Origin of the sequence: Streptomyces caelestis, from assembly GCF_014205255.1 — a bacterium.
GTDB lineage: Bacteria > Actinomycetota > Actinomycetes > Streptomycetales > Streptomycetaceae > Streptomyces > Streptomyces caelestis.
Genome location: NZ_JACHNE010000001.1, coordinates 368646 through 392525, shown reverse-complemented (window position 1 = coordinate 392525; position 23880 = coordinate 368646). Strand labels below are relative to the sequence as shown.

Sequence of the window (23880 nt, the reverse complement as noted above, 5' to 3'; positions counted from 1 at the left end):
GCACCGGAGCCTGTGGCACCGCCAGTTGGAACAACTCCCGTGCGTCTGATACCAGTCGGCCCACAACAAAGAAAGGCAAGGAGTCATCTCCTTGCCACTCTCAAGCTATAGCAGGCGGGGGGCCTTGCGGCAAGGCCCCCTGTGTGCCGCAGACTGACGGGCCTATGCCAGGACCTGCGGAAACGGGAGCATGACGTGACCCCCCTGACCACCAGTGCGTTCGATCTTCCCGGCCGCCTCTCGCACAAAGCCGACCCGGCGCTGATCGCCGGAGACGAGCGGCACTTCGCTGCCATCGCCGCGTGTCTCGAACAGTCGATCGCCGAACTGTCCGACCGCCTCGATGCCGAGCGCAGGGCGCCCGGCGGGAAGGGACGGCAGGCGATGGACCGGGACGCCGAGATCCACCGGCTGACCGCCCGCCTGCGGGCACTGCGCCGCTTCGGCCTGGACCTGTGCCTCGGGCACATGGTCGGCGCGGACGACTCCGAGCCCGTGTACGTGGGACGACTCGGACTCACCGACAGCGAGGGGCGCCGGCTGCTGGTCGACTGGCGTTCCCCCGCGGCCGAGCCGTTCTTCGGCGCCACCCACGCCAACCCGATGGGGCTCGCGAGCCGCCGCCGGTACCGCTGGTCCGGCGGCCGGATCAGCGACTACTGGGACGAGGTGTTCACCGCGGACGGAGTCGTCGGGCACGCCGCGCTCGACGACCAGTCCGCCTTCATCGCCAGCCTGGGCAGCAACCGCTCACCCCGGATGCGGGACGTGCTCGGCACCATCCAGGCCGACCAGGACGCCATCATCCGTGCGGGTTCCCGAGGCGCCCTCGTCGTCGACGGCGGCCCGGGCACGGGCAAGACGGTCGTCGCCCTGCACCGCTCCGCCTACCTCCTGTACTCCGACCCCCGGCTCGGCCACCGCCGGGGCGGCGTCCTGTTCGTCGGCCCGCACCGGCCCTACCTCTCCTACGTCGCCGACGTCCTGCCCAGCCTCGGCGAAGAGGGCGTGCAGACCTGCATCCTGCGGGACCTCGTCCCCGAGGGAGCCGAAGCGGCGGTCGAGAGCGACCCGGACGTCGCGCGCCTGAAGTCGTCCGCGGACATGGTGAAGGCGATCGAGAAGGCCGTCACGTTCTACGAGGAGCCGCCCACCGAGGGGATGACGGTCACGACCCACTGGTCCGACATCCGGCTCAGTGCCGAGGACTGGCTCGTGGCGTTCGCGGCGGCGGAACCCGGCACCCCGCACAACGACGCGCGCGGCCAGGTCTGGGACGAACTGCTCACGATCCTGGAGGAAAAGCACGAGGGCGACGCACCGGCCGCCCTGCTGCGCAGGTCACTGTCGCGGAACAGGGACCTGCTCACGGCCTTCAACCGCGCCTGGCCGCTGCTGGAGGCGAGCGATCTCGTCGGAGACCTGTGGTCGGTACCGGCCTATCTGCGGATGTGCGCTCCCTGGCTCAGCCGCGACGACGTGCGAAAACTGCAGCGCGAGGATCCCCAGGCCTGGACGGTGTCCGACCTGCCGCTGCTGGACGCGGCACGGCAGCGGCTCGGCGACCCGGAGGCGTCACGACGCACACGCCGGCACGCCGCCGCCGTCGCCGCCGAACGCGCACGCATGGACAAGGTCATCGACAACCTGCTGGAGGCCCACACCCACGACGACGGCGAAGGGGTGCTGGTCATGCTGCACGGGCAGGACATGCGCAACTCCCTGGTCGACGAATCCGCCCTGCCCACCGCCGACCCGGACCGGCTCGCCGGCCCGTTCGCGCACGTCGTCGTGGACGAGGCCCAGGAGCTGACCGACGCGGAGTGGCAGATGCTGCTGCTGCGCTGCCCGTCCCGCAGTTTCACCATCGTCGGGGACCGCGCCCAGGCCCGGCACGGGTTCACGGAGTCGTGGCGGGAACGGCTCGAGCGGGTCGGGTTCGGCCGGATCGACCTGGCCTCACTGAGCATCAACTACCGGACCCCGGAGGAGATCATGGCGGAGGCCGAGCCGGTCATCAGGGCCGTGCTCCCGGACGCCAACGTGCCGACCTCCATCCGCAGCGGCGGCGTCCCCGTCGTGCACGGCTCCACCGCGGAACTGCACTCGGTCCTCGACACCTGGCTCGCCGCCCATCCGGACGGGATCGCCTGTGTGATCGGCGATCCAGGGTTCCGGCCGGCTTCGCCCCGGGTCCGTTCGCTGACCCCGGAGCTGTCGAAGGGGCTGGAGTTCGACCTGGTCGTCCTCGTCGACCCGCAGGACTTCGGCACGGGCGTCGAGGGAGCGGTCGACCACTACGTCGCGATGACCCGGGCGACCCAGCAGCTCGTCGTCCTCACGGGTTCCTGACGCTCCGGCCGGGGCCCGCGGCGCGGGCCCCGGGGCAGGAGTGCTACGCGGCGAGCTCCTTGCGGATGCGGTCCAGCATGAACGCCGACGACTCCCGGGCCCGCTCCTCCCAGGCGAACACACAGGACGTGGCGACACCGTCGAAGCCCAGCTCGCGCAGCGTGCCGAAGAAGGCGTCCCAGTCGACCTCGCCCTGGCCGATGTCGAGGTGCTGGTGGATCCGGGCCGGGGTGCCCGGCGGGTTGAGGATGTAGCGCAGACCGGACGAACCCTTGTGGTTGAAGGAGTCCGCGAGGTGCACGTGCTGCAGCTTGTCACCGGCGTAGCGCATCATCGCCGCGATGTCGGCGCCGACTTCGGAAGCCCCGGAGAGGTGGAAGGAGTGCGGGGCGCAGTACAGGTAGTTCACCCACGGCTTGTTGATCGCGCGGACGAGATCGACGGCGGGGGTGTTCTCCTCGCAGAAGTCGTCCGGGTGGGCCTCCAGGTTCAGAGCGATGCCTTCGCGCTCGAACACCGGCAGCAGTTCCTCCAGCGAGCGCCAGAACGCGGCCTCGCTCTCGGCCGCGCGCTCGGGACGGCCGTTGAACTCCGAGTTCATCAGCGGGCAATCGAGCTCGACGGTGATCTCGATCATCCGCTTCCAGTAGCGGACGGCGGCCTGCCGCTCCGTCTCGTCCGGCGAGGACCACTTGTACAGCGGCAGGACGGAGGACAGCCGCACACCGTGCCGGCGCAGCGACTGCTTCAGCTCCGCCACCCGCGCGTCGTCCGCCCGCGGGTGCAGGAAGAACGGCATGAAGTCCGCGCGCGGCGACAACTCGATGTACTCGTAGCCGAGTTCGGCGACCGTGCGCACCATCTCGTCGATCGGCAGGGCGCGGAACATGTAGGGGTCGAGGGCGATCTTCACGCGGTGCCTCCGTAGAACGCGGGGCGGGGCTTCATGTCGACGGTGACTCTCTCGCCGCCGGTGTCCAGAGACCGGACGGCGGCGTCGGTGATGACCGTGGCGGCGTAACCGTCCCAGGCGGACGGGCCGGTGAGCTCGATGCCGGCGGCCACCGAGGCCACCCACTCGCGGAACTCGGTGTCGAAGGCCTGCGCGAACCGGTCCTTCCAGTCCTGGAGGACACCCGTGCCGTGCCGGGCGGCGGCGCGGATCCCGACGGCCGCCGGGTCGGGCAGCCGGACCAGACCGTCCTCGCCGACGACCTCGCACTGGATGTCGTAGCCGTACTGGCAGTTGACGAAGACCTCCAGGTCGATGCGGACGCCCTCGGCAGTCTCGAAGATCATGATCTGCGGGTCCTTGAGGTGCGCGAACCGCTTGCGCGTCGCGCGCGGGGTGACCACCTGGGCGGAGACGATCTCGTCGTCGAGCAGCCAGCGCAGCACGTCGATCTCGTGCACGGCCGTGTCCTGGGCGGCCATGGCGGAGTGGTACGACTCCGGCACGGTCGGATTGCGGTGGGCGCAGTGCACGAGGAGCGGGGCCCCGAGCGAGCCGGTCGACAGGACCTCCTTCATCTGGCGGTAGCCGGCGTCGAAGCGGCGCATGAAGCCGACCTGTACCAGGCGACGGCCGTGCGCCCGCTCGGCCTCGACGATCCGCAGACAGTCCTCGACGGTCGTGGCCAGGGGTTTCTCGCAGAACACCGGCTTGCCGGCCGCGATCGCGCCCCGGACGTGCTCGGCGTGGGTGGGGCCCCACGAGGTGACGAGGACGGCGTCCACGTCGGGGGAGGCGATCAGGTGCGCGCCGGTGGGGAGCGCGGTGGCGCCGGCCCGGGCGGCCACCTCGGCGGCGCGGTCGGCGTCGATGTCGGTCACGGCCGTGACGGCGGCCCCGGTGACGACCTCGGTGAGCCGCCGGATGTGGTCCTGGCCGATCATTCCGGCGCCGATGACGCCTACACGTACGGTCATGGTCGTTTCCTTCACAGGGAGGGTCAGGAAAAGCGGGTGCGGAGTTCGGCTTCGAGGGTTTCGAGGGTGCGGCCCTTGGTCTCGGGGACGTAGAGCTTCACGAAGACGAGGGACAGCACGCCCGCCACCACGAAGAGGAAGAAGGTGTGGGAGATCCCGATCCCGGACACCAGGGACGGGAAGACCAGCCCGATCACGAAATTGGTCAGCCACAGCACCACGGCCGCGATGCCCATGCCGAAGCCGCGCATCCGCATCGGGAAGATCTCCGACAGCATCAGCCAGGTCACCGGCGAGATCGCGCCCTGCTGGAAGGCGAGGAACGTGACCGTCATGGCGAGCACCGCGAACGCTCGCGCGTCACCCGAGGGCAGGACCAGGGAGAAGACGCCGATCAGCAACAGGGCGGCGGTCGTACCGGCCTGACCGGTCATCAGCATCGGGCGGCGCGGTACCCGCCCCAGCAGCCAGATGCCGACGAAGGTGGCCAGCACCGAGATCACCCCGTTGGCGATGTTCGCCGTCAGCGCGCTGTCGGCGGCGAAACCGGCGTCGGTGAGGATCTGCGTGCCGTAGTACATGATCGTGTTGACGCCGGTGATCTGCTGCACGATCGCGATGCCGAACCCGACGAACATCAGCTTCCGCAGCCACGGCGTGCTCTTCATGTCCTGCCAGCCGCCGAGCTTGGCCTGCTCGTCCTTGACGGCGAGCGCGGACACCTCCTTCAGCTCCGCCTCGGCCCGGGCCTGCGACCGCACCTGCCTGAGGACTTCGAGGGCCTCCCCGAAGCGGCTCCGGGAGACCAGCCAGCGCGGGCTCTCCGGCATCACCAGCATGCCGAACCAGAGCACCACGGCCGGCAGCGTGGCGACGACCAGCATCCAGCGCCACACGCCACCGGACTCGCCGCCGACCCGGGCGATGATCGCGTTGGACGTGAAGGCCAGCAGCTGACCGCTGACGATCATCAGCTCGTTGCGGGTGACGAGAGCGCCGCGCCGCTCGGCGGGGGAGATCTCCGCGAGATACACCGGCACGGTCACCGACGCGCCGCCGACCGCGAGACCGAGCACGAACCGCGCCACGATCATCACCTCGGTCGTGGGGGCGAGCGTGCAGCCGAGCGCGCCGACGAAGAACAGCACGGCCAGCAGCAGGATGGTGCGCCGCCTTCCGCGCGCGTCCGACAACCGGCCGCCGGTCACCGCGCCCAGCGCGGCACCCAGCAGCAGCGAGCTGGTGACCATGCCCTCGGTGACCGGGGTCAGGCCGAGGTCATCGGTCATGTAGGGCAGGGCGCCGTTGATGACGCCGGTGTCGTAGCCGAAGAGCAGACCACCGAACGTGGCGATGGTCGTGATCAGCCGCAGTCGCCGCCTGACCGCCTCAGGGGCGTCGTCCGCGACGGCGGTGGCCGGGGCTGGGGTGGAGGCCGGTGTCGTGTCGTCCCTGACGTCCATGGCCGCTCCTTACCTGTCGATGTTCGGGCGCCGGGTACCCGAGAGACCGCAGCCGGCCAGGTGTTCGCGGGTGCTGACCGCGATCGGCAGCGGCACCTCGGGCGCGCACGGGTACAGGTCCTGCTCGACGATCACGAACAACTCCGCGTCGAGTCGTGCGAGTTCGTCCACCACATCGGCCGGCTTCGGCACCCCGGCTGGCGGTGACACGCACACCCCGCGCCGCACGGCCTCGCCGAAGGACAGGTCCTCGGCCGCGACCTGCGCCAGGATCTCCGGGTCCATCTGCTTGATGTGCACATAGCCGACCCGCTCCCCGAAGCGGCGGATCAGATCGAGGTTGTCCCCGCCGCCGTACGCGACGTGCCCCGTGTCCAGGCAGAGGTTCGTGTAACGGCTGTCGGACTCGTTCAGCAGCCGCTCGATCTCTCCTTGCGTCTGGATGTGGCTGTCGGCGTGCGGATGGACGACCAGCCGTACGTCGTACTCCTCCAGCAGCAGCCGGCCCAGCCGGTCGGCGGCCCGGCCGAACCCGGCCCACTGCTCGGCGGTCAGCTCGGGCGACTCGGTGAAGACGCCCGTCTTCTCGTCCCGGTACATCGGCGGGATGAAGACGAGATGGTGCGCCCCCGCGGCAGCGGTCAGCGCGGCGACCTGCCGGACATGGGCGAGCATCTCGTCCCACGCTTCGGGCCGGTGCAGCGCGCCGAACGCGGTACCTCCGGAGACCTTCAGCCCCCGGGCGTCCAGCTCGGCCCTCAGCAGCCGGGGATCGGTGGGGAGATAGCCGTACGGGCCGAGCTCCAGCCACTCGTATCCGGCCTCGACGAGCTCGTCGAGGAAACGGGTGTACGGCACCTGGTGCTCGTCCTCGGGGAACCAGACACCCCAGGAGTCGGGGGCGGAGCCGAGGCACAGGTTGCCGACGGTCGTACGCAGCGGGGCTGGCGCCGTTGCCATGGTGAGGGTCCTTCGGGGAGAGGAAGGGGGCGGGCCTGAAACTGATGCGCTCTACTAGCGCGCTCTAGTTCGAGTACGATGACCCCAGTCCAAATGTCATGTCAATAGGTTGTTGCCGGGAGTTTGCGGGGTCCGTGTACGGGCGCCGTGCAGGACGCCCCGTAAGGTGGTCGGCGTCGGAGGGTGGGTTCACACGTGGATGCATCGGGTAGGCAGCGGCCCACGATGGCGGACGTCGCCGAGAAGGCGGGCGTGTCCCGCGCGCTCGTCTCGATCATCTTCCGCAACCAGGCGGGGGCCAGCCGGGAGACACGGGAACGGGTCCTGCGCGTGGCCGACGAGATCGGTTACCGGCCCGACAGCGCGGCCCGGCTGCTGGCCCGTGGCCGCAGTCGCACGCTCGGCGTGATGTTCACCGTGCACCAGACCTTCCACACGGACCTCATCACCGGCATCTACCCCGAGGCCGAGCGGCTCGGTTACGACGTCCTGCTCTCCGGCGCCACCCACGGCCGCAGTGAGGCCAAGGCGGTCGAGGCGCTGCTCAGCCACCGCTGCGAGGCGGTGATCCTGCTCGGTTCCGACGCCGAACCCGCCTACCTCGCCGAGCTCGGGCGGCGCACGGTCGCCGTGTCGGTCAGCCGCCGGGTGCCGCAGGCCCATGTCGACTTCGTGCACTCCGCCGAGGGCAAGGGCGTCCGGCAGGCCATGGAGCACCTGGTGGAGCTGGGGCACCGCCGGATCGTGCACATCGACGGCGGACGCGGCCCGGGTTCGGCGGAGCGGCGGCGTGCCTACCGTGCCGCGATGCGCCGCCACGGGCTTCAGGCGCAGGCGCGGGTGATCCCCGGCGAGCACACCGAGGAGTCCGGTGTCGAGACCGGCCGGCTGCTGCTGGCCGAACGCGACGGCGGGCAGCCGTTGCCGACGGCGGTCCTCGCCGGCAACGACCGCTGCGCGATGGGGCTGCTGATGGCCCTGACCCGGGCGGGCGTCGAGGTCCCGCGCGACCTGTCCGTCGTCGGCTACGACGACAGCCACCTCTCCCACCTGATGCCGCTCGGCCTGACCACCGTCCGCCAGGACGCGTTCCTCATGGCCGAGCACGCGGTCCGCTTCGCCGTAGAACGGCTGGAGAACGGGGAACTGCCACCGAGGGAGGCGGTGCTGGACCCCAAACTGGTGGTACGGGGAACGAGCGGGCCCGTGTCGGCGGAGGACTAGGTGTGCTGTCCCGGGACGTTGGTGACAGGCGACACGCCTGGAGTGGTCCTTGAACGAGGCGAGGGCCTCTGGGTTCGGTGTGGATTGCGACATCTACAACCGACGCCCAGGAGGCCCTCGTTGTTCCACCGTAACGCCCCGCTGACCGCGACCGGCAGGCTGCGTCTGGCCCGGTGTGTCGTCGAGGACGGCTGGCCGCTACGACGAGCCGCGGAACGCTTCCAGGTCAGCCACACCACCGCAGCCCGCTGGGCAGGCCGCTACCGCCGCCACGGGGCAGCGGGCCTGCATGACCGCTCCAGCCGCCCGCACCACCAGCCCCGCCGCACCCCGGCCGCCATCGAACAGCAGGTCGTGCGCCTGCGGCGCGAGCACCGCATCGGACCGGTGCGGCTGGCCGCCCGATGCGGCATCGCCGCCTCCACCGCCCACCGCATCCTGCACCGTCACCACCTGCCCGTCCTGGCTGCCACCGACCGGGCCACCGGCGAACCCATCCGCCGCTACGAACGAGCCCGGCCCGGCGAACTGGTCCACATCGACATCAAGAAGCTCGGCCGCATCCCGGACGGCGGTGGACACAAAGTCCTCGGCCGCGCGGCCGGCCGGGCCAACCAGGACCGCCGCAACGGCACCGGATACGCCTACCTGCACACTGCCCTGGACGACCACTCCCGCCTGGCCTACACCGAAGACCTGCCTGACGAGAAGGCCGCAACCTGCGCCGGCTTCCTACGACGAGCAGCCGCCTGGTTCGCCGCACGCGGCGTGACCGTCGAGCGGGTCCTGACCGACAACGCCTGGGCCTACACCAAGAACACCTGGCGCGACACCTGCCGGGAGCTGGGCATCAGCCCCCGCTGGACCCGACCCTGGCGGCCGCAGACCAATGGCAAGGTCGAACGCTTCCACCGCACCCTGCTCGACGAATGGGCCTACCACCGGCCCTACACCTCACAGGCCGAACGGCAGGCCGCGTTTCCCGACTGGCTGGACTGGTACAACTACCACCGACCCCACACCGGAATCAGCGGCCACACCCCAGCCAGCCGCGTCACCAACCTCTCCGAACAGCACAACTAGGGCCTGTCGTTTGGATCAGGTCGCAGGGAATCGGCGGCACCTTTCGGCCCCGCGTCTGCGATCTGATCCAAACGACAGACCTAGCCAGTCCCTTTCTCAGCGCGTCCCCTTCTTCGCGAACTCCGCGACGCTGTCGACGTTGTCCTTGGTGACGAAGGCCGGCCCGGTGAGCACGGGAGCGGTGCCGCCGCCGCTGACGTTGCCGTTCGTCCTGTAGAGCCACAGCGCGTCGACGGCGAGGTAGCCCTGGAGGTAGGGCTGCTGGTCGACGGCGAACTGGATGTCGCCGCCCTGGATGGCCCCGACGAGGTCCTTGTTGAGGTCGAAGGTGGCGACCTCGGCCTTGCTGCCCGCGTCCTTGACCGACTGCACGGCGGTCATGGCGATCGGGGCGCCCAGTGTGACCACCCGGTCGATGGTGGACTCCTTCTGGAGCTTGGCCGTCAGCGTCGACTTCACGGAGGGCATGTCGGTGCCGTTGACGTACAGGTTCTCCGTCGTGCCCTTGAAGCCCTTCTTCAGACCGGCGCAGCGTGCCTCCAGCGCGACCTGGCCCTGCTCCTGGATCACGCAGACGGCGTGCTTGGCGCCCTGCTGGTTGAGGCGCTCGCCGAAGGCCTGGCCGGCGATGTTCTCGTCCTGGCCGAAGTACTCGAGCATGCCGAGTTCCCGCCAGTTGTCCAGGCCGGAGTTGAAACCGACGACGGGGATGCCGGCCGCCTTGGCCTTGGCCACCACCGCCTTCATGGCATCGGGCTTGGCGGCGGTGAGCGCGATGCCGTCGACCTTCTGGTCGATGGCGTTCTGCACGAGGTTGGCCTGGTTTCCGGCGACCGGGTCGCTGGAGTAGACGAGCTTGATGTTGTCCTTCGCGGCGGCGGCCTGGGCGCCCTTGCGGATCAGGTCCCAGAAGGTGTCGCCGGGCGCCGCGTGGGTGACCAGGGCGACGGTCATCCGAGGCGTGGTGGCCTTGCCCGCGGCGGCGTCGGTGCCGCCGGTCTCGGACTGCTTCCCGCCGGAGCCGCTGGAGCAGCCGGCGGCGAGCAGCGCGCCCACGAGGGCGGCGGTGGTCAGGGCGGCGGATCTGTGGTGTCTGCGCATGTCGGGTGCACCTCGGTGTGCTGGAGGGAACGGGTCGTGCCCGGTCCGGGGAGGCAGCTGGAGCGCGCCACTAGCGCGCTCTAGTGGCAGGTACTATGGGGGCGCCCTTCTGGGGATGTCAACAGCTTTGTCAGGACGTACCAACAAACAGGACGATCCAACAAGCAGGACGATCCAACAGAACAGGGCCGCCCGCACACACCGGCAGTGCACGGCGTGTGCGGGCGGCCCCGCGGGGCGGACAGTCGCTGACCGCCCTGGTCGGTCCCGCTCAGCTCTCCGTGGCGCTGACGTTGACCATCCACGGGACGCCGAAGCGGTCCGTGCACATGCCGAACACGTCGCCCCACATCTGCTTCTCCAGCGGCACCGACACCGAGCCGCCCTCGGACAGCTTCTCCCAGTAGCCGCTCAGCTCGGCTTCGTCGTCGCCGCTGAGGCTCACCGAGAAGGGCTGGCCCGGCGCGGATTCCATGCCCGGCGGGTTGTCGGCGCCCATCAGGGTGAAGCCGCTGGGGGTCTCCAGCATGCCGTGCATGATCTTGTCGGCGTTCGGGGCTTCCGCATGGCCGAAGTCGCCGTAGGTGTTGAGGGTGAGGGTGCCGCCGAAGACCTCCTGGTAGAACTCCATCGCCTGCCGGGCGTCGCCGTTGAAGGACAGGTACGGGTTGAGACGCGAGACCATGAGAACCTCCCTGAAAGGGGCAGAGGGCCCTGTGCGCGCAGCGTAACGCCGGGCACTGGCGACGGCTCGCCGAGCGGCGCGGCCCCGGGGATGGCTCGGCGGTCCGGCGCGGCCCCTGTGACCGGCGGCGCCGCCAACCCCGCTGTTGGCGTGGCTCCTTGAGCAGAGGGGGAGGACAGCGCTCATGACAAGGACCGGCTTCCGTATCGGCGGGGATCTGGACGTACGCCGGCTCGGTTTCGGAGCCATGCACCTGCCGGCCGAGCCCGGCCCCGCGCGACAGAACGCCCTCGCGGTCGCCCGGCGGGCCGTGGAGCTGGGCGTCACACTGATCGAGGGCCTGGTCGGCCGGATCGGGCTGTCGGAGGTCACCGCCGCCGAGCCGGCGCAGGCCCGGGAGATCGTCGACATCGTGAGCGTGCAGAACCGCTACAACCTGCTCGACCGTGAGCACGAGCCGGTGCACGACGCCTGTGCGGCGGCCGGAATCGCCTTCCTGCCGTGGCGGCCCGTCGCCTGGGGGAAGGCGGGGGCCAAGGCGGAGATCGCGGCTGTGGCGGCCGACCTCGGTGCCACGCCCACGCAGGTCGCGCTCGCCTGGCTCCTCCGCCGCTCGCCGGTCGTCCTGCCGATTCCCGGCACGGCCCGTAGCGAGCACGTGGAGGAGAACGTCGCCGCGGCGGACCTCGACCTGACGCCCGCCCACCGTGACCGCCTCGACCGGCTGGCCGGGGGAGTGGGGAGCGCGGCGGGAATCGGACTGAGACAGGGCCTCGCACGCAAAGGGACCCGAGGACCGGTATGCGGGCACACGGGGCTCCACGAAGGCTCAGGCCTCGTCGGACGACCCGCTGTTCCAGTCGTACGGCCCGCCGCCGCGCCACTCGATCAGCTCGGTGTCGTCGACGGCCGTGTCGGCGGTAGGCAGGCCCTCGCGGTGCAGCAGGTCCAGCACGTCGAAGAGGCTGTAGGCGACGCCCATGCGCTCGCCGTGGATGGTCACCAGCCGTCCGCCGTCCGACGCGGGCGGCTGCACGACCACAGGGGGTTGACCGTCCATAGCCCCACCATGCTCCCGAAACCGCCGGTTCGCAGCTCGGACGGGCCGATAAGGGGGTCCTGAAGCGGGACGAGCCGGTCGGGCCCGCCGGTCCTGAGCCGGTCCGGCCCACCGATCCCCGGCACCGGCCACGGAGGCTCTGTGCGCCGGTGACAAGGCACGATCCGGAAACTGAGTTCTCATCAGCACCCCCTGAACGCCCTCCTGCCGGAGCCCTAGCGTCCGTGGCATGGACATGAACCGTAGGACAAGAGGGAAGTGGCGCGGTGCCGCACTGGCGGTGCTGCTGACCGCCGGGACGCTCACCGCCGCCGCTCCGGGGGCCCGGGCCGACGGCGCGCGGACCGAGACGCCGGTCGCGTCGACATCGCCGGTGACCGGGGTGACGGAGTCGGTGGTGCGGGTGAAGGTGCCGCTGCCGGAGTCGGCCGGGCCGCGTCCGGCCGCCTGTGACTGGCTGTCGTACCTGCGCTACCGCTCCGCCGACGGTCCGGCCGCCTCGGCCGACGCGGACCGGATCCTCGTCGCCCAGCCCGGCATCCTGGAAGGAGCCGGGGCGTTCGACAGCGTGGCCCGCAACACCGTGGCGCGGGCCGCCGAGCAGGGCCTGCACATCGAGTTCTGGGCGCTGGACCGGCGCTCCAACTGCCTGGAGGACCGCACCGGCATCGCCTCCGGCGACCAGCACACCGCCGTCGACTACTACTACCGCGGCAAGCAGGTCGACGGCCGGACCTTCGCCGGCTTCACCGGCAACGAGAAGCTGGGCTGGATGGCGAAGCTCGGCATCGAGCAGACCGTACGCGACCAGTACGACCTGCTCACCGCCGAGTTGCCCGGCCAGGCGCAGCGCAAGCGGAAGGTGCTGTGCGGCGGGCACTCGCTGGGCGGTGTGATCACCGGCTACTTCGCCGCCGCCGACTTCGACGGCGACCGGGCCACCACGGCGGACGCCGGCTACAACCAGTGCGCCGGCTACTTCGCCCTCGACACGACCGTCTCCACCTCACTGGCCGACCTCAGCGGCAGCCTGCCGGACGACACCAACCTGCCCGACATCGGCCTCGGTTACGGCGTGGTGCAGGCCGGGCTCGACAGCGGCGTGCTGCCGCGCGCACTGTCCGCGCCGGTGCTGCTCAACCCCGAGACCATGACCCTGCTCGGCATCGCGGGGATGGGTGCGCTCAAGGCCCCGGACGCGGAGGCGGACCTGCCGCGCTACCTGCCCTCCAACCTCAACATCGAGGCCACCCACCGCGCCCTGTTCTCCAAGAACACCGCCGCCTTCCTCACCGGCAAGCCCGCCGTGAAGGACTTCCGGCTCACCAACGGGGCGGTGCTCGGCGCCTTGCTGGACGACAACTCCGTACCGCTCGCCTTCCTCCAGACCAGCGTCGGCTTCTTCGACGGCGGGCCGATCGCCGACAAGAGCTTCCCCGTGGCCAACGGCGGAGCGCAGCAGCCCGGGTTGTACGGCACCGCGTACAAGGCCATCCCGGACCGGCCGCAGGGACCGCTCTACACCTGGCGCAACTACGACCGCGTCGGCGACCCCGACGACCCCGGCCACCGGTCGGCCGACGGCACGCCGTTCACCGGCCCCGGCGAGGAGGTCACCGACGTGCGGCAACTGGCCCGCAGCCTGGCCGAGCAGCCGCTGGACTTCACCGAGCAGTACTTCCCGACCAAGCTGGTGACGGACATCCAGCTGTCCACCTCGCCCCAGGTCAAGAAGCTCGTCGTGCATCCCGGCGGACTCACCGCCAATCCCGTGCTCACCGTCCTCGCCGGCGAGGGTCTGCTGGCCGGCCGGGTCCCACCCGAGCTCCACCCCGTCATCGCCGACGGCTACCAGCACCTCGACGTCCTGACCGCCGCACCCACCCAGAACAACGGCCGCCCCGAGCCCGTCTCCACCGGCCTCGCCGCTTTCTCACAGTCACCGCGCTAGCTCACCCCGCACGCACGACCGGGGCCCGGAAGGATTCCTCCCGGGCCCCTTCGTAGGCCACTACGACTCGGACGCACCACTGCGGTCGAACTCGCTGCCGGACTCAGACCCGTGCGGAGGCCAAGTCCCGCTACCCGGCTCAAGTCCTCTGCTTCGGTTCAGCTTCGCGTCGCCGCGAGGTCTGCGCTGGGGCCGAGATCCGTGCGGCGGTCGAGACCCGCGCCGCGGTCAGGGCGTGCCGTCCGGTTCAGGTCCGTGCGGGGAGCGGGTCCCGCTGCCAGGTCCCCGTCGCTGCCGAGGCCCCCGCGCGGAGGCGGAGTTGAGGCCAAAGCCCGCCCGTGTCGTGGCACAGATCCGGGCCGCGGCCAGGGCGTGCCGTCCGGTTCAGGTCCGTGCGGGGAGCGGGTCCCGCTGCCAGGTCCCCGTCGCTGCCGAGGCGCCCGCGCGGAGGCGGAGTTGAGGCCAAAGCCCGCCCGTGTCGTGGCACAGATCCGCGCCGCGGCCAGGGCGTGCCGTCCGGTTCAGGTCCGTGCGGGGAGTGGGTCCCGCTGCCAGGTCCCCGTCGCTGCCGAGGCGCCCGCGCGGAGGCGGAGTTGAGGCCAAAGCCCGCCCGTGTCGTGGCACAGATCCGGGCCGCGGCCAGGGCGTGCCGTCCGGTTCAGATCCGTACCGGGAGCGAGTCCCGCTGCCCGGATCAGGTCCCCGCCGCTGCCGAGGCGGAGTTGAGGCCCAAGCCCGTGCCGCCGCCAAGGCTCGCGTGGCCGGGGCAGGGCGGTGTCGGGGGTCAAGTTCCGCTGCTGGCTTGGACCCGTGCCGGGGCCGAGCCCGCTGCGTGGCTCATGGCCGCCGTTGGGGTCGAAGTCGCTGCCCGGCTCAGGCCGGTCGCTGCGGCCGAGATCCGTGCCGCGCCGAGGCCCCTGCCGCGGCACAGATTCGTGTCGCAGCAGGGGCCCGCCACCCGGCGCGGATCCGCCCCCGGGCCAAGAACTGCGCCGGGACCAAGATCCGCACCTGGGCCAAGAACTGCCCCGGGTCAAGCTTGCGCCGGGGGCTAGACCCGCGCCGTGGCCGAGATCGTGGTCCCGGCGCGGGTCGTCGTCGCTTCGGTCAGAGCTTGCCCGCGGCGAACGTCGCCGCTGCGTCCGCGTCGTCGCGGTAGCTCAGGTGTGCCCCGGTGTCGCCGCCGCCCCTCTCGCAGATGGGGTCGCCCTTGGCGCAGATGTCCAGGGTGCGGCTCTGGTACGTGCCGGTGACGCTCTTGCCGATGGCGCGGATCGGGTTGCCGAACAGCAGCACCGCGGCGACCTTCGGCTCGACCGCCGCGGGCAGTGTGGCCACGATGGGGCTGCCGACGACCGCGCCCGCGCTGCTGATGCCGATCGAGTTGTCGACGACGTTCGCGCCCTGCGAATAGCCGACGAGAACGAACCGCTGATTCGGGCAGGCAGCGGCCTGGCTCCTCACATGGTTCACCAGGTCCGTGTTGCCCCGCGCGGCAGACGTGGGGGAAAGGTTCGCGGGATAGTCTACGGCGTAGCTGGAGAGGCTTTTGCCCGCCACCTTCTTCTTTAGGGCGGAATACACCGGGTCGCCGACGATGAAGCCGAGCGTGCCCGGCTCGAAGGTGCCGCGCGCCGAGACCACCTCGACGTCCGTGCAGGCCGCGGCCGCGGTCGTGACCGCAGTCGTGGACGTGGCCGTGGCCGAGGGAGCCGAGAGGGTGGCGAGACCGGCCCCGCCGGCCAGCGAGAGCGCGGCGAGGCACAAACGGATACGCATGGGGGAATCCTCCGCGGGTGAGGCGCGTCGAGCGCCTGCGAAAAAGGATGGCCCGAACGTATTCGCTGTGCCTCCCGGAGTGTTATGCACGGGATTATGGAATCCCCGCGATTTTTTGTCGCCGATTGAGTACGTCGCCGATTGAGTGCCTAACCGATTGCGTTGCGTCAGGGAAATCAGTTCTGGCGCGTATGCAGTGACTTCGCGCGCAGCGCGAGAATCAGGTCGAGGCGGGTCTCCGGATCGTGCAGCGCGTCACCGAACAGCTTCTCCAGCTGGCGCAGGCGGTAGCGGACCGTCTGCGGGTGGATGTGCAGCCGCACGGCGACGTCCGGCACGTTGCTGCCGCTGAGCAGCCACGCCAGCAGCGTCTCGGCGAGCCGGTCGCGCTGCCCGGCCGAGACCGTGTCGAGCGGCGCGAGGACCCGCTCCTGGAGTCGTTCGAGCAGCGGCTCGTCGCCGTACAGCAGCAGGGTCGACAGATGGTCGGCGCACCGCACCACGCCCTGGCGGGGGAGGACCCCGCGTCCCATCAGCCCGAGTGCCCGGGTGGCGATGCGCAGGGACTGCGCGGCTTCGGTGACCGCGACCGTCGGGCCGATCGCGGCGGGCCGGCCGCGCAGCGCGAGCGTGAACGCCCGGCCGAAGCGACCGGAACCGTCCGGGTCGGGCACCAGCATGCGCGGCGGCCGGGACTCCATGTCCACCAGCGCGCCCGCCGCGGCCAGCGGCCGGTCCTCCTCCCGCCGGTCCGGCGCCGCCGCGAGCACCACCACGGCGACCGTCCGGGGCACCGGCCAGCGCGCGCTGTGGGCCAGATCCTGCACGGCCTCCAGCGCCACCGGCCCGTCCTCCAGCAGCAGGTCGAGCAGCCGTCTGCGGCGCCGCTCCAGCTCGTCCGAGCTGCGCAGCTGGGCCTCCGCGTAGCCGGCCGCGGCCGCCTGGGCGACCTCGTGCACGGTCCGGAACGCCAGCTCGCCGAGCGCCGCGACGACCGTGGAGTCAAGGCCGAGTTCCTCCACCGTATGACCCATCAGCCGCCAGGCGTGCATCCCCCCGACCCGCAGCGCGGACTGCAACGCGTCCAGGCTGCGGCCCTCCAGCGCCTCGCCGCGCCCCAGTTCGTAGTACGTCGCCGCGATCGAGCCCCCGTCGTCCCGCGGGTCGGCGATGTGGTCGACGAACAGGGTGAGCGCCTGCACCACCCCGGCCCGCAGGTTCCTGCCGTACGCCCCGTCGGCGGGCCGGGCGTACTCGGGGACCTGACGGCGGACCTCCTCCTCCACCTGATCGGCGACGGCCGCCAGTTGGGCGCGCAGCAGTTTCGCCAGGTCGGGCGGCACCGGTGGCGTATGGGGGCGGTCCGGCACGCCGTGCGGGGCGGGCACAGCCATCACGGACACTCCTTTCGAGCGGAAGCGGCTCGCCCGCGGACTGTAACCGCTGGGACGAGCGGGAAGTCCTGTGTTGGACGGACGACCCCTGCGCTCCGTTCCGTGCCCCGACGGCACCCCCGTCACTCCGGCACGCCCAGTGCATGGGCGAGCATCGGCCACGAGGCGGTGAACTCCCGCTTCCAGTAAGCCCAGTCGTGTCCTCCTCCCGAGTAGAAGTGCGTGGTGGCGCGGATGCCCAGGCGGGTGAGCGCGCCGGCGAAGCCCTGCGCCGAGGGCCACAGGGCGCTCTCCAGCACGCCGGGCAGCGGATCGCCGCTGCCGCCGCCCACTCCGCTGCCCTGCGAGACGTACAGGGCGGTGCCGCGCAGCCCGGTGGCGTGGGCCCGCGGGTTGAACTCCCGCCAGGTCAGGAGGTTCAGCAGCGGATGACCCCACAGGGAATGGGCCGGCAGGTTCTCGCGGGCCACGATGGCGTCCATGATGGGGGGAACGCCGGGCGCGGTGGTGTCGAGGACGCCGCTGAAGGAGGCCGCGGCCTTGAACGCCCCGGGGTGCCGGGCCGCGTGCGCCATCGCGCCGTAGCCGCCGGTGGAGACCCCGGCGACCGCCCGTACGCCGGAGGCCCGGTAGTCCCGGGCGAGCAGCGCCGGTACCTCCTTCACCTGGAACGTCTCGTAGTCGGGCCCGCCGCGCCAGACGCTGGGGATGCCGGTGGGGCCCGCGTCCGGCATCGCCACGATCAGGTCGCGGCCCTCGGTGAAGGCCTCGATGTCGGTCTCCCGGGTCCAGGACGTGTAGTCGTCGTGGGCGCCGTGCAGCAGATACAGCACGGGATACGTCCGCTCCGGCCGCGAACCGAAGTCCGACGGCAGGATCAGCCGGACCGGCGCGCTGCGGCCGAGCGCGGCGGAGGGCACGGACACGTCCAGCGTGCGCGGCCCGAGCCGGGTGGCGGCCCCGGCACGGGCCGTGCCGCCCGCGGCCCCGAACAGGACGGCGAGGCCGGTGGCGGCCGTCGCTCTGGCGACAGTGCGCCGGGACACTCCGGCAGCGGGCTTCGGCGGCAGGTCGGGCATGGCGGCTCCTCGGTTTTCCATTCAGGGGGCCCGCTCGGCGAGCACCCGGCTCAGGTGGGCGGCGATCTCGTCGACGTGCGGCGGATCGAGCAGCGACAGGTGGTGACCGGGCACCGGCACGACCTCCAGGCGTGGGCATACCTCGTCCCAGCCCAGCGCCTCGTCGTCCCGTTCGTACGCCGGGTCGCGCACGGTGTGGGGCGCGGGATCGGTGGCCCGGTAGAGGACGACCGGCCCGTCGTAGCCGCCGGGCCGATGGGCCTCCCCGATGCCCATGTCCAGGTAGGAGGCGCGCTGGTGCTCCAGCGCGGCGGGCGGCACCTCGGCGGCCTCCCGCAGTGCCCGCAGCACGGTGTCGATGCGGTCCCGGTCGTCGTCCATGGCCACGAGCTCGTCGTACGGCAACTCCAGCCGCACCCCGTAGGCGTCGGCGACGTGGCCGGCGAAGCCCTCGAAGTGCGCCCGGATCCGGTCGGCGCGCGTCAGGCCGGGCCGGGGGAGGGGGCGTACGGAGTCGATGAGCACGACCAGCGGCACGTCCCGTCCGGCGGCGGTCAGCTGCCGCGCGGTCTCCTGGGCGACGAAGCCGCCGAAGGACCAGCCGCCCACCAGGCAGGGCCCGTCGGGGTGGGCGACGGCGATCGCCTCGGCGTAGCGGCGCGCCTTCTCCGGCACGGTCCGGGCCTCCTCGATCCGCTCCAGCCCGTACACCGGGTGGCTCTCGCCGAGCCGTTCGGCGAGCGTCCGGTAGACGGTGACCGGGCCGCCGGCCGCGTGGACGAGGAACAGCGGGGGCCGGGAACCGGTGGCGCGCAGCGGGCGCAGCGGGGTGTCCTCGCGGGGGAGGGCCTGCTGGATCCGGGCGGCGGCGTCCTCGACGGTGGCGGCGGCGAACAGGTCGCGCAGGGGGAGTTCGATGCCGAACTCGCGTTCCACGGCCGTGCGGACCCGGACGGCCATCAGCGAGTCCAGGCCCAGATCGGCCAGCGCGGTGCCCGGGGTGACACGGGTGGGCGGATGGCCGGTGACGGCGGCGATGTGGTGGGTCAGCCGGGCCAGGACCGACGTCGGTTCCGCCACGTCGGCGGGAGATTGCGCCGGCTCCGGCACCGGCTCGGTGCGGGCCCGTCCGTCCGTCCACCAGTGCCGTACGTGCCGCCACCGCGGCACCGGCAGGTCGACGACCCGGCCGGGCGGCGCGGGCAGCCGCTGGCCCGCCACGTACAGGGCGCCCAGCTGCCCGGCGAACGCCTCCGCCCCGTCGGCGTCCCGGCGCAGGGTGGCCAGGGCGAGGGCATCGGGCACGGTGTCGGCGACGGCCCCGGTCAGCACCGGGTGGGGCGAGATCTCGACGAACGCCGTGTGGCCGTCGGCCGCGGCCGCCGCGAGCGCCCGGTCCAGGCGGACGGGCCGCCTGAGGTTGGCCGCCCAGTGGGCCGCGTCGAACAGGCAGTCGCCGCGCGGGTCGTCGAGGACGGTGGAGTACACCGGGACACGCGGCCGCCGGCCCCGGATGCCGGACAGCGCGTCGGCGAGCTCCGGCAGCAGCGCGTCCACCTGGGGCGAGTGCCCGGCGCCGACGACCCGCATGGCCCGGGCCGCCCGGCCCTGCCCCTCCAGCCGGCGTACGAGCCCGGCCACCGCGGCTTCCTCGCCCGTGACGACCTTCTGCCGGGGGGAGGAGTGCACGGCGACGTACACACCCGGGAAGTCCCGCTCCAGGGACGCTAGTTCGGCGTCGTCCAGGTCCACCACGGCCATCGCGCCGCCGCTCAGCCCGCTCAGCAGCCGGGCCCGTACGGCGATGACACGCGCCCCGTCCGCCACGTCCAGCGCGCCCGCGCACACCGCCGCCGCGACCTCGCCCATGGAGTGGCCGATCACCGCGGCGGGTTCGACCCCGTGCGACCGCCACAGCTCGGCGAGGGCCAGCTGAAGCCCGAACAGCACGGGCTGGGCGACGTCCAGGCGGTCGAGACCGGCCCCGGAGGACAGGTGGTCGTACAGGGACAGGCCGCATTCCAGGGCGAGTTGCGGGTCGAGTTTCTCCACGGCGGCGGCGAACGCGGGTTCCTCGGCCAGCAGCCTGCGGCCCATGCCCGGCCACTGGCTGCCGTACCCCGAGAAGACCCACACCGGGCCGCGCCCGACCCGGTCGTGCTCCCCGGTCACCACCCGCGCGTCCGGGCGGCCCGCCGCCAACGCGCCCAGCGCCTCGGAGAGTTCGGCGCGATCCCGGGCGACCACGGCGGCGCGTACGGGGCCGCGGCCGGTGCGCCCGGCCAGGGTCCGGGCCACGTCGGCGGGGTGCGCGGTGCTTTCGCGCAGCCAGTCGGCGAGCCTGCCCGCCGTGTCGCGGACGCGCCCGGCGTCGAGGTCGGACAGCACGTGCAGGCGTGCGACGGGCTCCTCGGCCGTCCGTCCGGGGACCAGGCCGGGCGGCCCCTCCTCCAGCACCACATGGGCGTTGGTGCCGCCGAAGCCGAACCCGGAGACCCCCGCGAGGGCGGTGCCGCCGTAGCGCGGCCAGGGCTCCGGCTCGGTCACCACTCTCAGCCGCTCATCGGCGAGGGACGTGCCCTCCGCGCAGTGCAGGGACGGCGGAACGCTGTCGTGGTGCAGGGCCAGCACGGTCTTCACCAGGCCCGCGATGCCCGCGGCGGACTCCAGGTGCCCCAGATTGCCCTTGACGGAACCCAGCAGCAGCGGCTGGTCCGGGTCCCGGCCCGCGCCGAGCACCGCGCCGAGCGCGCCCGCCTCGATCGGGTCGCCCAGCGGGGTGCCGGTGCCGTGCGCCTCCACGTAGTCGACGTGCGCCGCGGTGAGCCCCGCCCGCGCGTACGCGCTCTCCAGCAGCGCCTGCTGAGCGGCCGGGTTGGGCGCCATCAAACCGTTCGAGCGGCCGTCGGAGTTGACGGCGGTGGCCCGGATGACGGCCAGGACGCGGTCGCCGTCCCGCTCGGCGTCGGAGAGCCGCTTCAGGATCACCGCCGCGCAGCCTTCGCCGCGCCCGATGCCGTCGGCCGCCGCCGAGAACGGCTTGCACCGCCCGTCCGGTGCGAGCGCGCCCGCTCTGCGGAAGGCGACGGTGACGGCAGGCGACAGCAGCAGGTTGACGCCGGCGGCGATCGCCGTGTCGCTCTCGCCCGTGCGCAGGCTGACGCAGGCGTGGTGCACGGCGACCAGCGAGGACGAGCAGGCCGTGTCGACGGCGAGGCTCGGGCCCCGTGTGTCGAGGACGTAGGCGAGCCGGCCGGCGGTCACGCTCAGGGCGCCCCCGGCCGGCGCCCAGGGATCGACGGCGGCCGGATCGGCGCCCGTGAGCTGCCCGTACTCGGGGGCCGACACCCCGACGAACACCCCGGTGGCGGTGCCCGCCAGGGACCCGGCCGGCACGGCGGCGTGGTCGAGCGCCTCGTGGACGACCTCCAGCAGGATCCGCTGCTGGGGATCCATCACCGCCGCCTCGCGCGGGGTGATGCGGAAGAAGTCCGCGTCGAACCCGGCGATGTCGTCGAGATAGCCGCCGTACGGATGCGCGTCGGCGGGCGGGAAGACGGTGAAGTCGCGCCAGCGGTCCTCCGGGACGCGCCGGATCGCGTCGACGCCCTCGCTCAGCAGCCGCCAGTAGCCGTCCGGGCCGTGCACCCCGCCGGGCAGCCGGCAGCCGACCCCGACGACCGCGACCGGTTCACCCGTCCCGCCCGGCAGTCCGGCTCGCGGCACCGGCGCTGCCTCGGCCCGGGAGCCGCCCGAGCCGCCCGAGTCCTCCGTGCCGCACAGTCGTGCCACCAGGGCCTGACCGGTGGGTGTCTCCCACAGCAGCGTCGTCGGCAGCTCGCGGCCCGTCGCCCGGGACAGTTCACCGGCCAGGGCGACCGCGTCCCGTGAAGACATGCCGAGGTCGGCGAGCGGCTGGTCCATCGGGACGGCCTCGGGAGAGGTGCCGTACCAGGCGGCCACCCGCTCGGCGATCAGCCGGCGCAGCGTGTCCTCGTCGAGGGGCCTCATCCCGCCGCACCCGCCGTCGCCGTACCGGCCTGCCCGCCGTACGCACCCTCCAGATACCGGGCTCGGGTCAGCGCCCGTGACACCTTTCCGCTGGAGGTACGCGGCACCGTGCCCGGCGGCACCAGGACGACGTCGGCGAGCCGCAGTCCGTGCCGGGCGGAGACGGCACCGCGCACCGCCCGCACCACGGCCGGCACGTCGAGCTCGGCGAGGCGCGCGGTCCGCGCGTGCTCCGCCACGATCACCACCCGCTCACCGCCGCCGCCCGGCACGGCGAACGCCGCGAGCCGGTCCCGGCGCACCACCGGGTCCGCGTCCTGGGCCGTCGCCTCGACGTCCTGCGGATAGTGGTTGCGGCCGTCGACGATGATCAGGTCCTTCAACCGCCCCGTGACGACCAGCTGCCCCTCCAGCACCGTCCCCAGATCGCCCGTCCGCAGCCAGCCGCCCGGACCGGCCGCGGCGTCCGCGAACTCGGCGCCGAAGACGTCCTGCGCTCCCCGGTTCCAGTAGCCCCGGCCGACATTCGGCCCCTGCACCCAGATCTCGCCGACCTCGCCCTCCGACAACAGGGCCCGCGTCACCGGGTCGGCGATCCGGACCCGCTGACCCGCCGGCGTGCCACAGCCCGCCAGCAGCACCGCCCGGGGATCGTCCGGCCGCGCCGGCAGGGCCTTCCCGGCGGCCAGCGCGTCACGGTCGAGCGCGAACCGGCTGAGCGGCTCACCCGGCCGGGCCGCGCAGACGAATACGGTGGCCTCGGCCAGCCCGTACGACGGGCAGTGCGTCCGCGGTGCCAGCCCCTGCCCGGCGAACGCGGCGTGGAAACGGTCGGCCGTGCCCGGGCGGACCGGCTCACTGCCGTTGATCAGCGCCGTCACCCGGTCCAGCCGCAGGCCCGCCTTCTGGTCCTCCAAGACGCTCGTGGCGCAGTAGTCGTAGGCGAAGTTGGGCGCGGCGCTCACGGCGTTCGGGTGTGCGGCGAGCAGCCGCAGCCAGCGCACCGGCTCGTGCAGGAAGGCGGCCGGGTCCATCAGCACCGACAGCCGGCCCCGCACCACCGGGGCCGCGACGCTGAGCACCAGTCCCATGTCGTGGTAGAGCGGCAGCCAGCCCACGCAGGTCACCGGGCGGACGTCGGCACCGTAGGCGCTGAGCGCCTGGCCGGCGTTGGCGACGACGTTGCCGTGGCTGATCTCCACACCCGCCGGGGCACGGGTCGAACCGGAGGTGTACTGGAGGTAGGCGATCGCCTCGGCGTCCGGCGGGACGGGCCGCCAGTCCCGGGCCGCGTCGTCGGGCACCTGGTCCGCCACCACGATCCGCGGTCCGTCGGGGCCGAGGAAGTCACGGACTTCGCCCCCGCAGCGGCTCGTGGTCACGACGACCGAGGGACGCGCGTCGGCCAGGACACCCGCGAGCCGGTCCGCGTGCCCGGGCAGGCCCGGCGGATACAGCGGCACGGCGACCAGCCCGGCGGCCAGGGCCGCGAGGAAGGCCGTCACGTACTCCGTGCCCTGCGGACACAGCAGCGCGACCCGGTCCCCCGGACCGGCCTCGTCGGAGAGGCGCGCGGCCAGCGCCCGCACCCGCACGTCCAGACGGCGCCAGGTCAGGGTGCGGTGGACGCCGCGCGAGTGCGGTGCCGGGTGCTCGACGAAGGTGAACGCCCGGCGTTCCGGGGTGCTTTCGGCCCAGTGCCGGACGTACTCCGGCAGCGTGGGGCACACGGGCGCGAGCGGGGGGCGACGGCTGTCCATCAGGCGGGGCTCCTCACGGCGCGGATCGGCGTCCGGCGCGGATCGCGTA

General features: G+C 72.5%; 15 protein-coding genes and 1 pseudogene. 5 read left to right on the top strand and 11 right to left on the bottom strand.

The features are described 5' to 3' along the window. The first annotated feature begins 195 nt into the window (after nt 1-195). Nucleotides 196-2352 (top strand): RNA polymerase recycling motor ATPase HelR, encoded by a 2157-nt coding sequence (gene helR / locus HDA41_RS01740; RefSeq protein WP_184979949.1) that lies wholly within the window; start codon nt 196-198, stop codon nt 2350-2352. A 43-nt stretch (nt 2353-2395) separates the two neighbouring features. Here helR and HDA41_RS01735 read toward each other — a convergent pair whose 3' ends face one another. From HDA41_RS01735 to HDA41_RS01720, 4 genes are read right to left on the bottom strand one after another with little or no spacing between them, the layout of a single operon-like run. After that, nucleotides 2396-3265, bottom strand: coding sequence for a sugar phosphate isomerase/epimerase family protein (locus HDA41_RS01735; RefSeq protein WP_184979947.1), 870 nt, complete (start codon nt 3263-3265; stop codon nt 2396-2398). Beyond that, nucleotides 3262-4281 (bottom strand): Gfo/Idh/MocA family oxidoreductase, encoded by a 1020-nt coding sequence (locus tag HDA41_RS01730; RefSeq protein WP_184979945.1) that lies wholly within the window; start codon nt 4279-4281, stop codon nt 3262-3264. Before HDA41_RS01730 ends, HDA41_RS01735 begins: the two co-directional genes overlap by 4 nt. A gap of 23 nt (nt 4282-4304) precedes the next feature. Then, the gene (locus HDA41_RS01725; RefSeq protein ID WP_184979943.1) at nt 4305-5744 is read right to left on the bottom strand and encodes a sugar porter family MFS transporter; all 1440 of its coding nucleotides are present in this window, start codon (nt 5742-5744) and stop codon (nt 4305-4307) included. A 9-nt stretch (nt 5745-5753) separates the two neighbouring features. Then, complete coding sequence (locus HDA41_RS01720) at nt 5754-6704, bottom strand: TIM barrel protein (RefSeq protein WP_184979941.1); 951 nt, start codon at nt 6702-6704, stop codon at nt 5754-5756. A 225-nt stretch (nt 6705-6929) separates the two neighbouring features. On the opposite strand from HDA41_RS01720, the gene HDA41_RS01715 reads away from it, so the two are divergent. Further along, nucleotides 6930-7928 carry a LacI family DNA-binding transcriptional regulator gene (locus tag HDA41_RS01715; protein ID WP_184993054.1) on the top strand — a complete coding sequence of 333 codons (999 nt, stop codon included), beginning with the start codon at nt 6930-6932 and terminating at the stop codon, nt 7926-7928. Nucleotides 7929-8048: 120 nt separating this feature from the next. Further along, complete coding sequence (locus HDA41_RS01710) at nt 8049-9011, top strand: IS481 family transposase (RefSeq protein ID WP_184979938.1); 963 nt, start codon at nt 8049-8051, stop codon at nt 9009-9011. 96 nt (nt 9012-9107) lie between these two features. Here HDA41_RS01710 and HDA41_RS01705 read toward each other — a convergent pair whose 3' ends face one another. After that, nucleotides 9108-10112: a substrate-binding domain-containing protein gene (locus HDA41_RS01705; protein WP_184979936.1), complete on the bottom strand. Its 1005-nt coding sequence runs from the start codon at nt 10110-10112 to the stop codon at nt 9108-9110. Between the two features lie 271 nt (nt 10113-10383). Continuing rightward, nucleotides 10384-10797, bottom strand: a complete 414-nt coding sequence (locus HDA41_RS01700) for a VOC family protein (protein WP_184979934.1) — start codon at nt 10795-10797, stop codon at nt 10384-10386. Between the two features lie 184 nt (nt 10798-10981). Between HDA41_RS01700 and HDA41_RS01695 the strand changes: the two are divergent. Both HDA41_RS01695 and HDA41_RS01690 read left to right on the top strand, forming a co-directional pair. Then, nucleotides 10982-11527: pseudogene (locus HDA41_RS01695) on the top strand (aldo/keto reductase); the annotation flags it as partial. Between the two features lie 559 nt (nt 11528-12086). Then, on the top strand, nt 12087-13808 hold the full coding sequence (locus HDA41_RS01690) for a hypothetical protein (protein WP_184979933.1): 1722 nt from the start codon (nt 12087-12089) through the stop codon (nt 13806-13808). A gap of 1107 nt (nt 13809-14915) precedes the next feature. Here HDA41_RS01690 and HDA41_RS01685 read toward each other — a convergent pair. The 5 genes from HDA41_RS01685 to HDA41_RS01665 all read right to left on the bottom strand — a co-directional run bounded on the left by HDA41_RS01685 (nt 14916) and on the right by HDA41_RS01665 (nt 23831). Next, nucleotides 14916-15587 carry a cutinase family protein gene (locus tag HDA41_RS01685; RefSeq protein ID WP_184979931.1) on the bottom strand — a complete coding sequence of 224 codons (672 nt, stop codon included), beginning with the start codon at nt 15585-15587 and terminating at the stop codon, nt 14916-14918. Nucleotides 15588-15763: 176 nt separating this feature from the next. After that, nucleotides 15764-16981: a PucR family transcriptional regulator gene (locus HDA41_RS01680; RefSeq protein WP_184979929.1), complete on the bottom strand. Its 1218-nt coding sequence runs from the start codon at nt 16979-16981 to the stop codon at nt 15764-15766. A gap of 122 nt (nt 16982-17103) precedes the next feature. Further along, entirely contained in the window at nt 17104-18060 is a 957-nt protein-coding gene (locus HDA41_RS01675; RefSeq protein ID WP_184979927.1) for an alpha/beta hydrolase, read from the bottom strand. A gap of 21 nt (nt 18061-18081) precedes the next feature. Beyond that, nucleotides 18082-22071 (bottom strand): type I polyketide synthase, encoded by a 3990-nt coding sequence (locus HDA41_RS01670; RefSeq protein WP_184979925.1) that lies wholly within the window; start codon nt 22069-22071, stop codon nt 18082-18084. Beyond that, nucleotides 22068-23831 (bottom strand): fatty acyl-AMP ligase, encoded by a 1764-nt coding sequence (locus HDA41_RS01665; RefSeq protein ID WP_184979924.1) that lies wholly within the window; start codon nt 23829-23831, stop codon nt 22068-22070. The genes HDA41_RS01670 and HDA41_RS01665 overlap by 4 nt, the downstream gene beginning before the upstream one ends. Between the last annotated feature and the right edge of the window lie 49 nt (nt 23832-23880).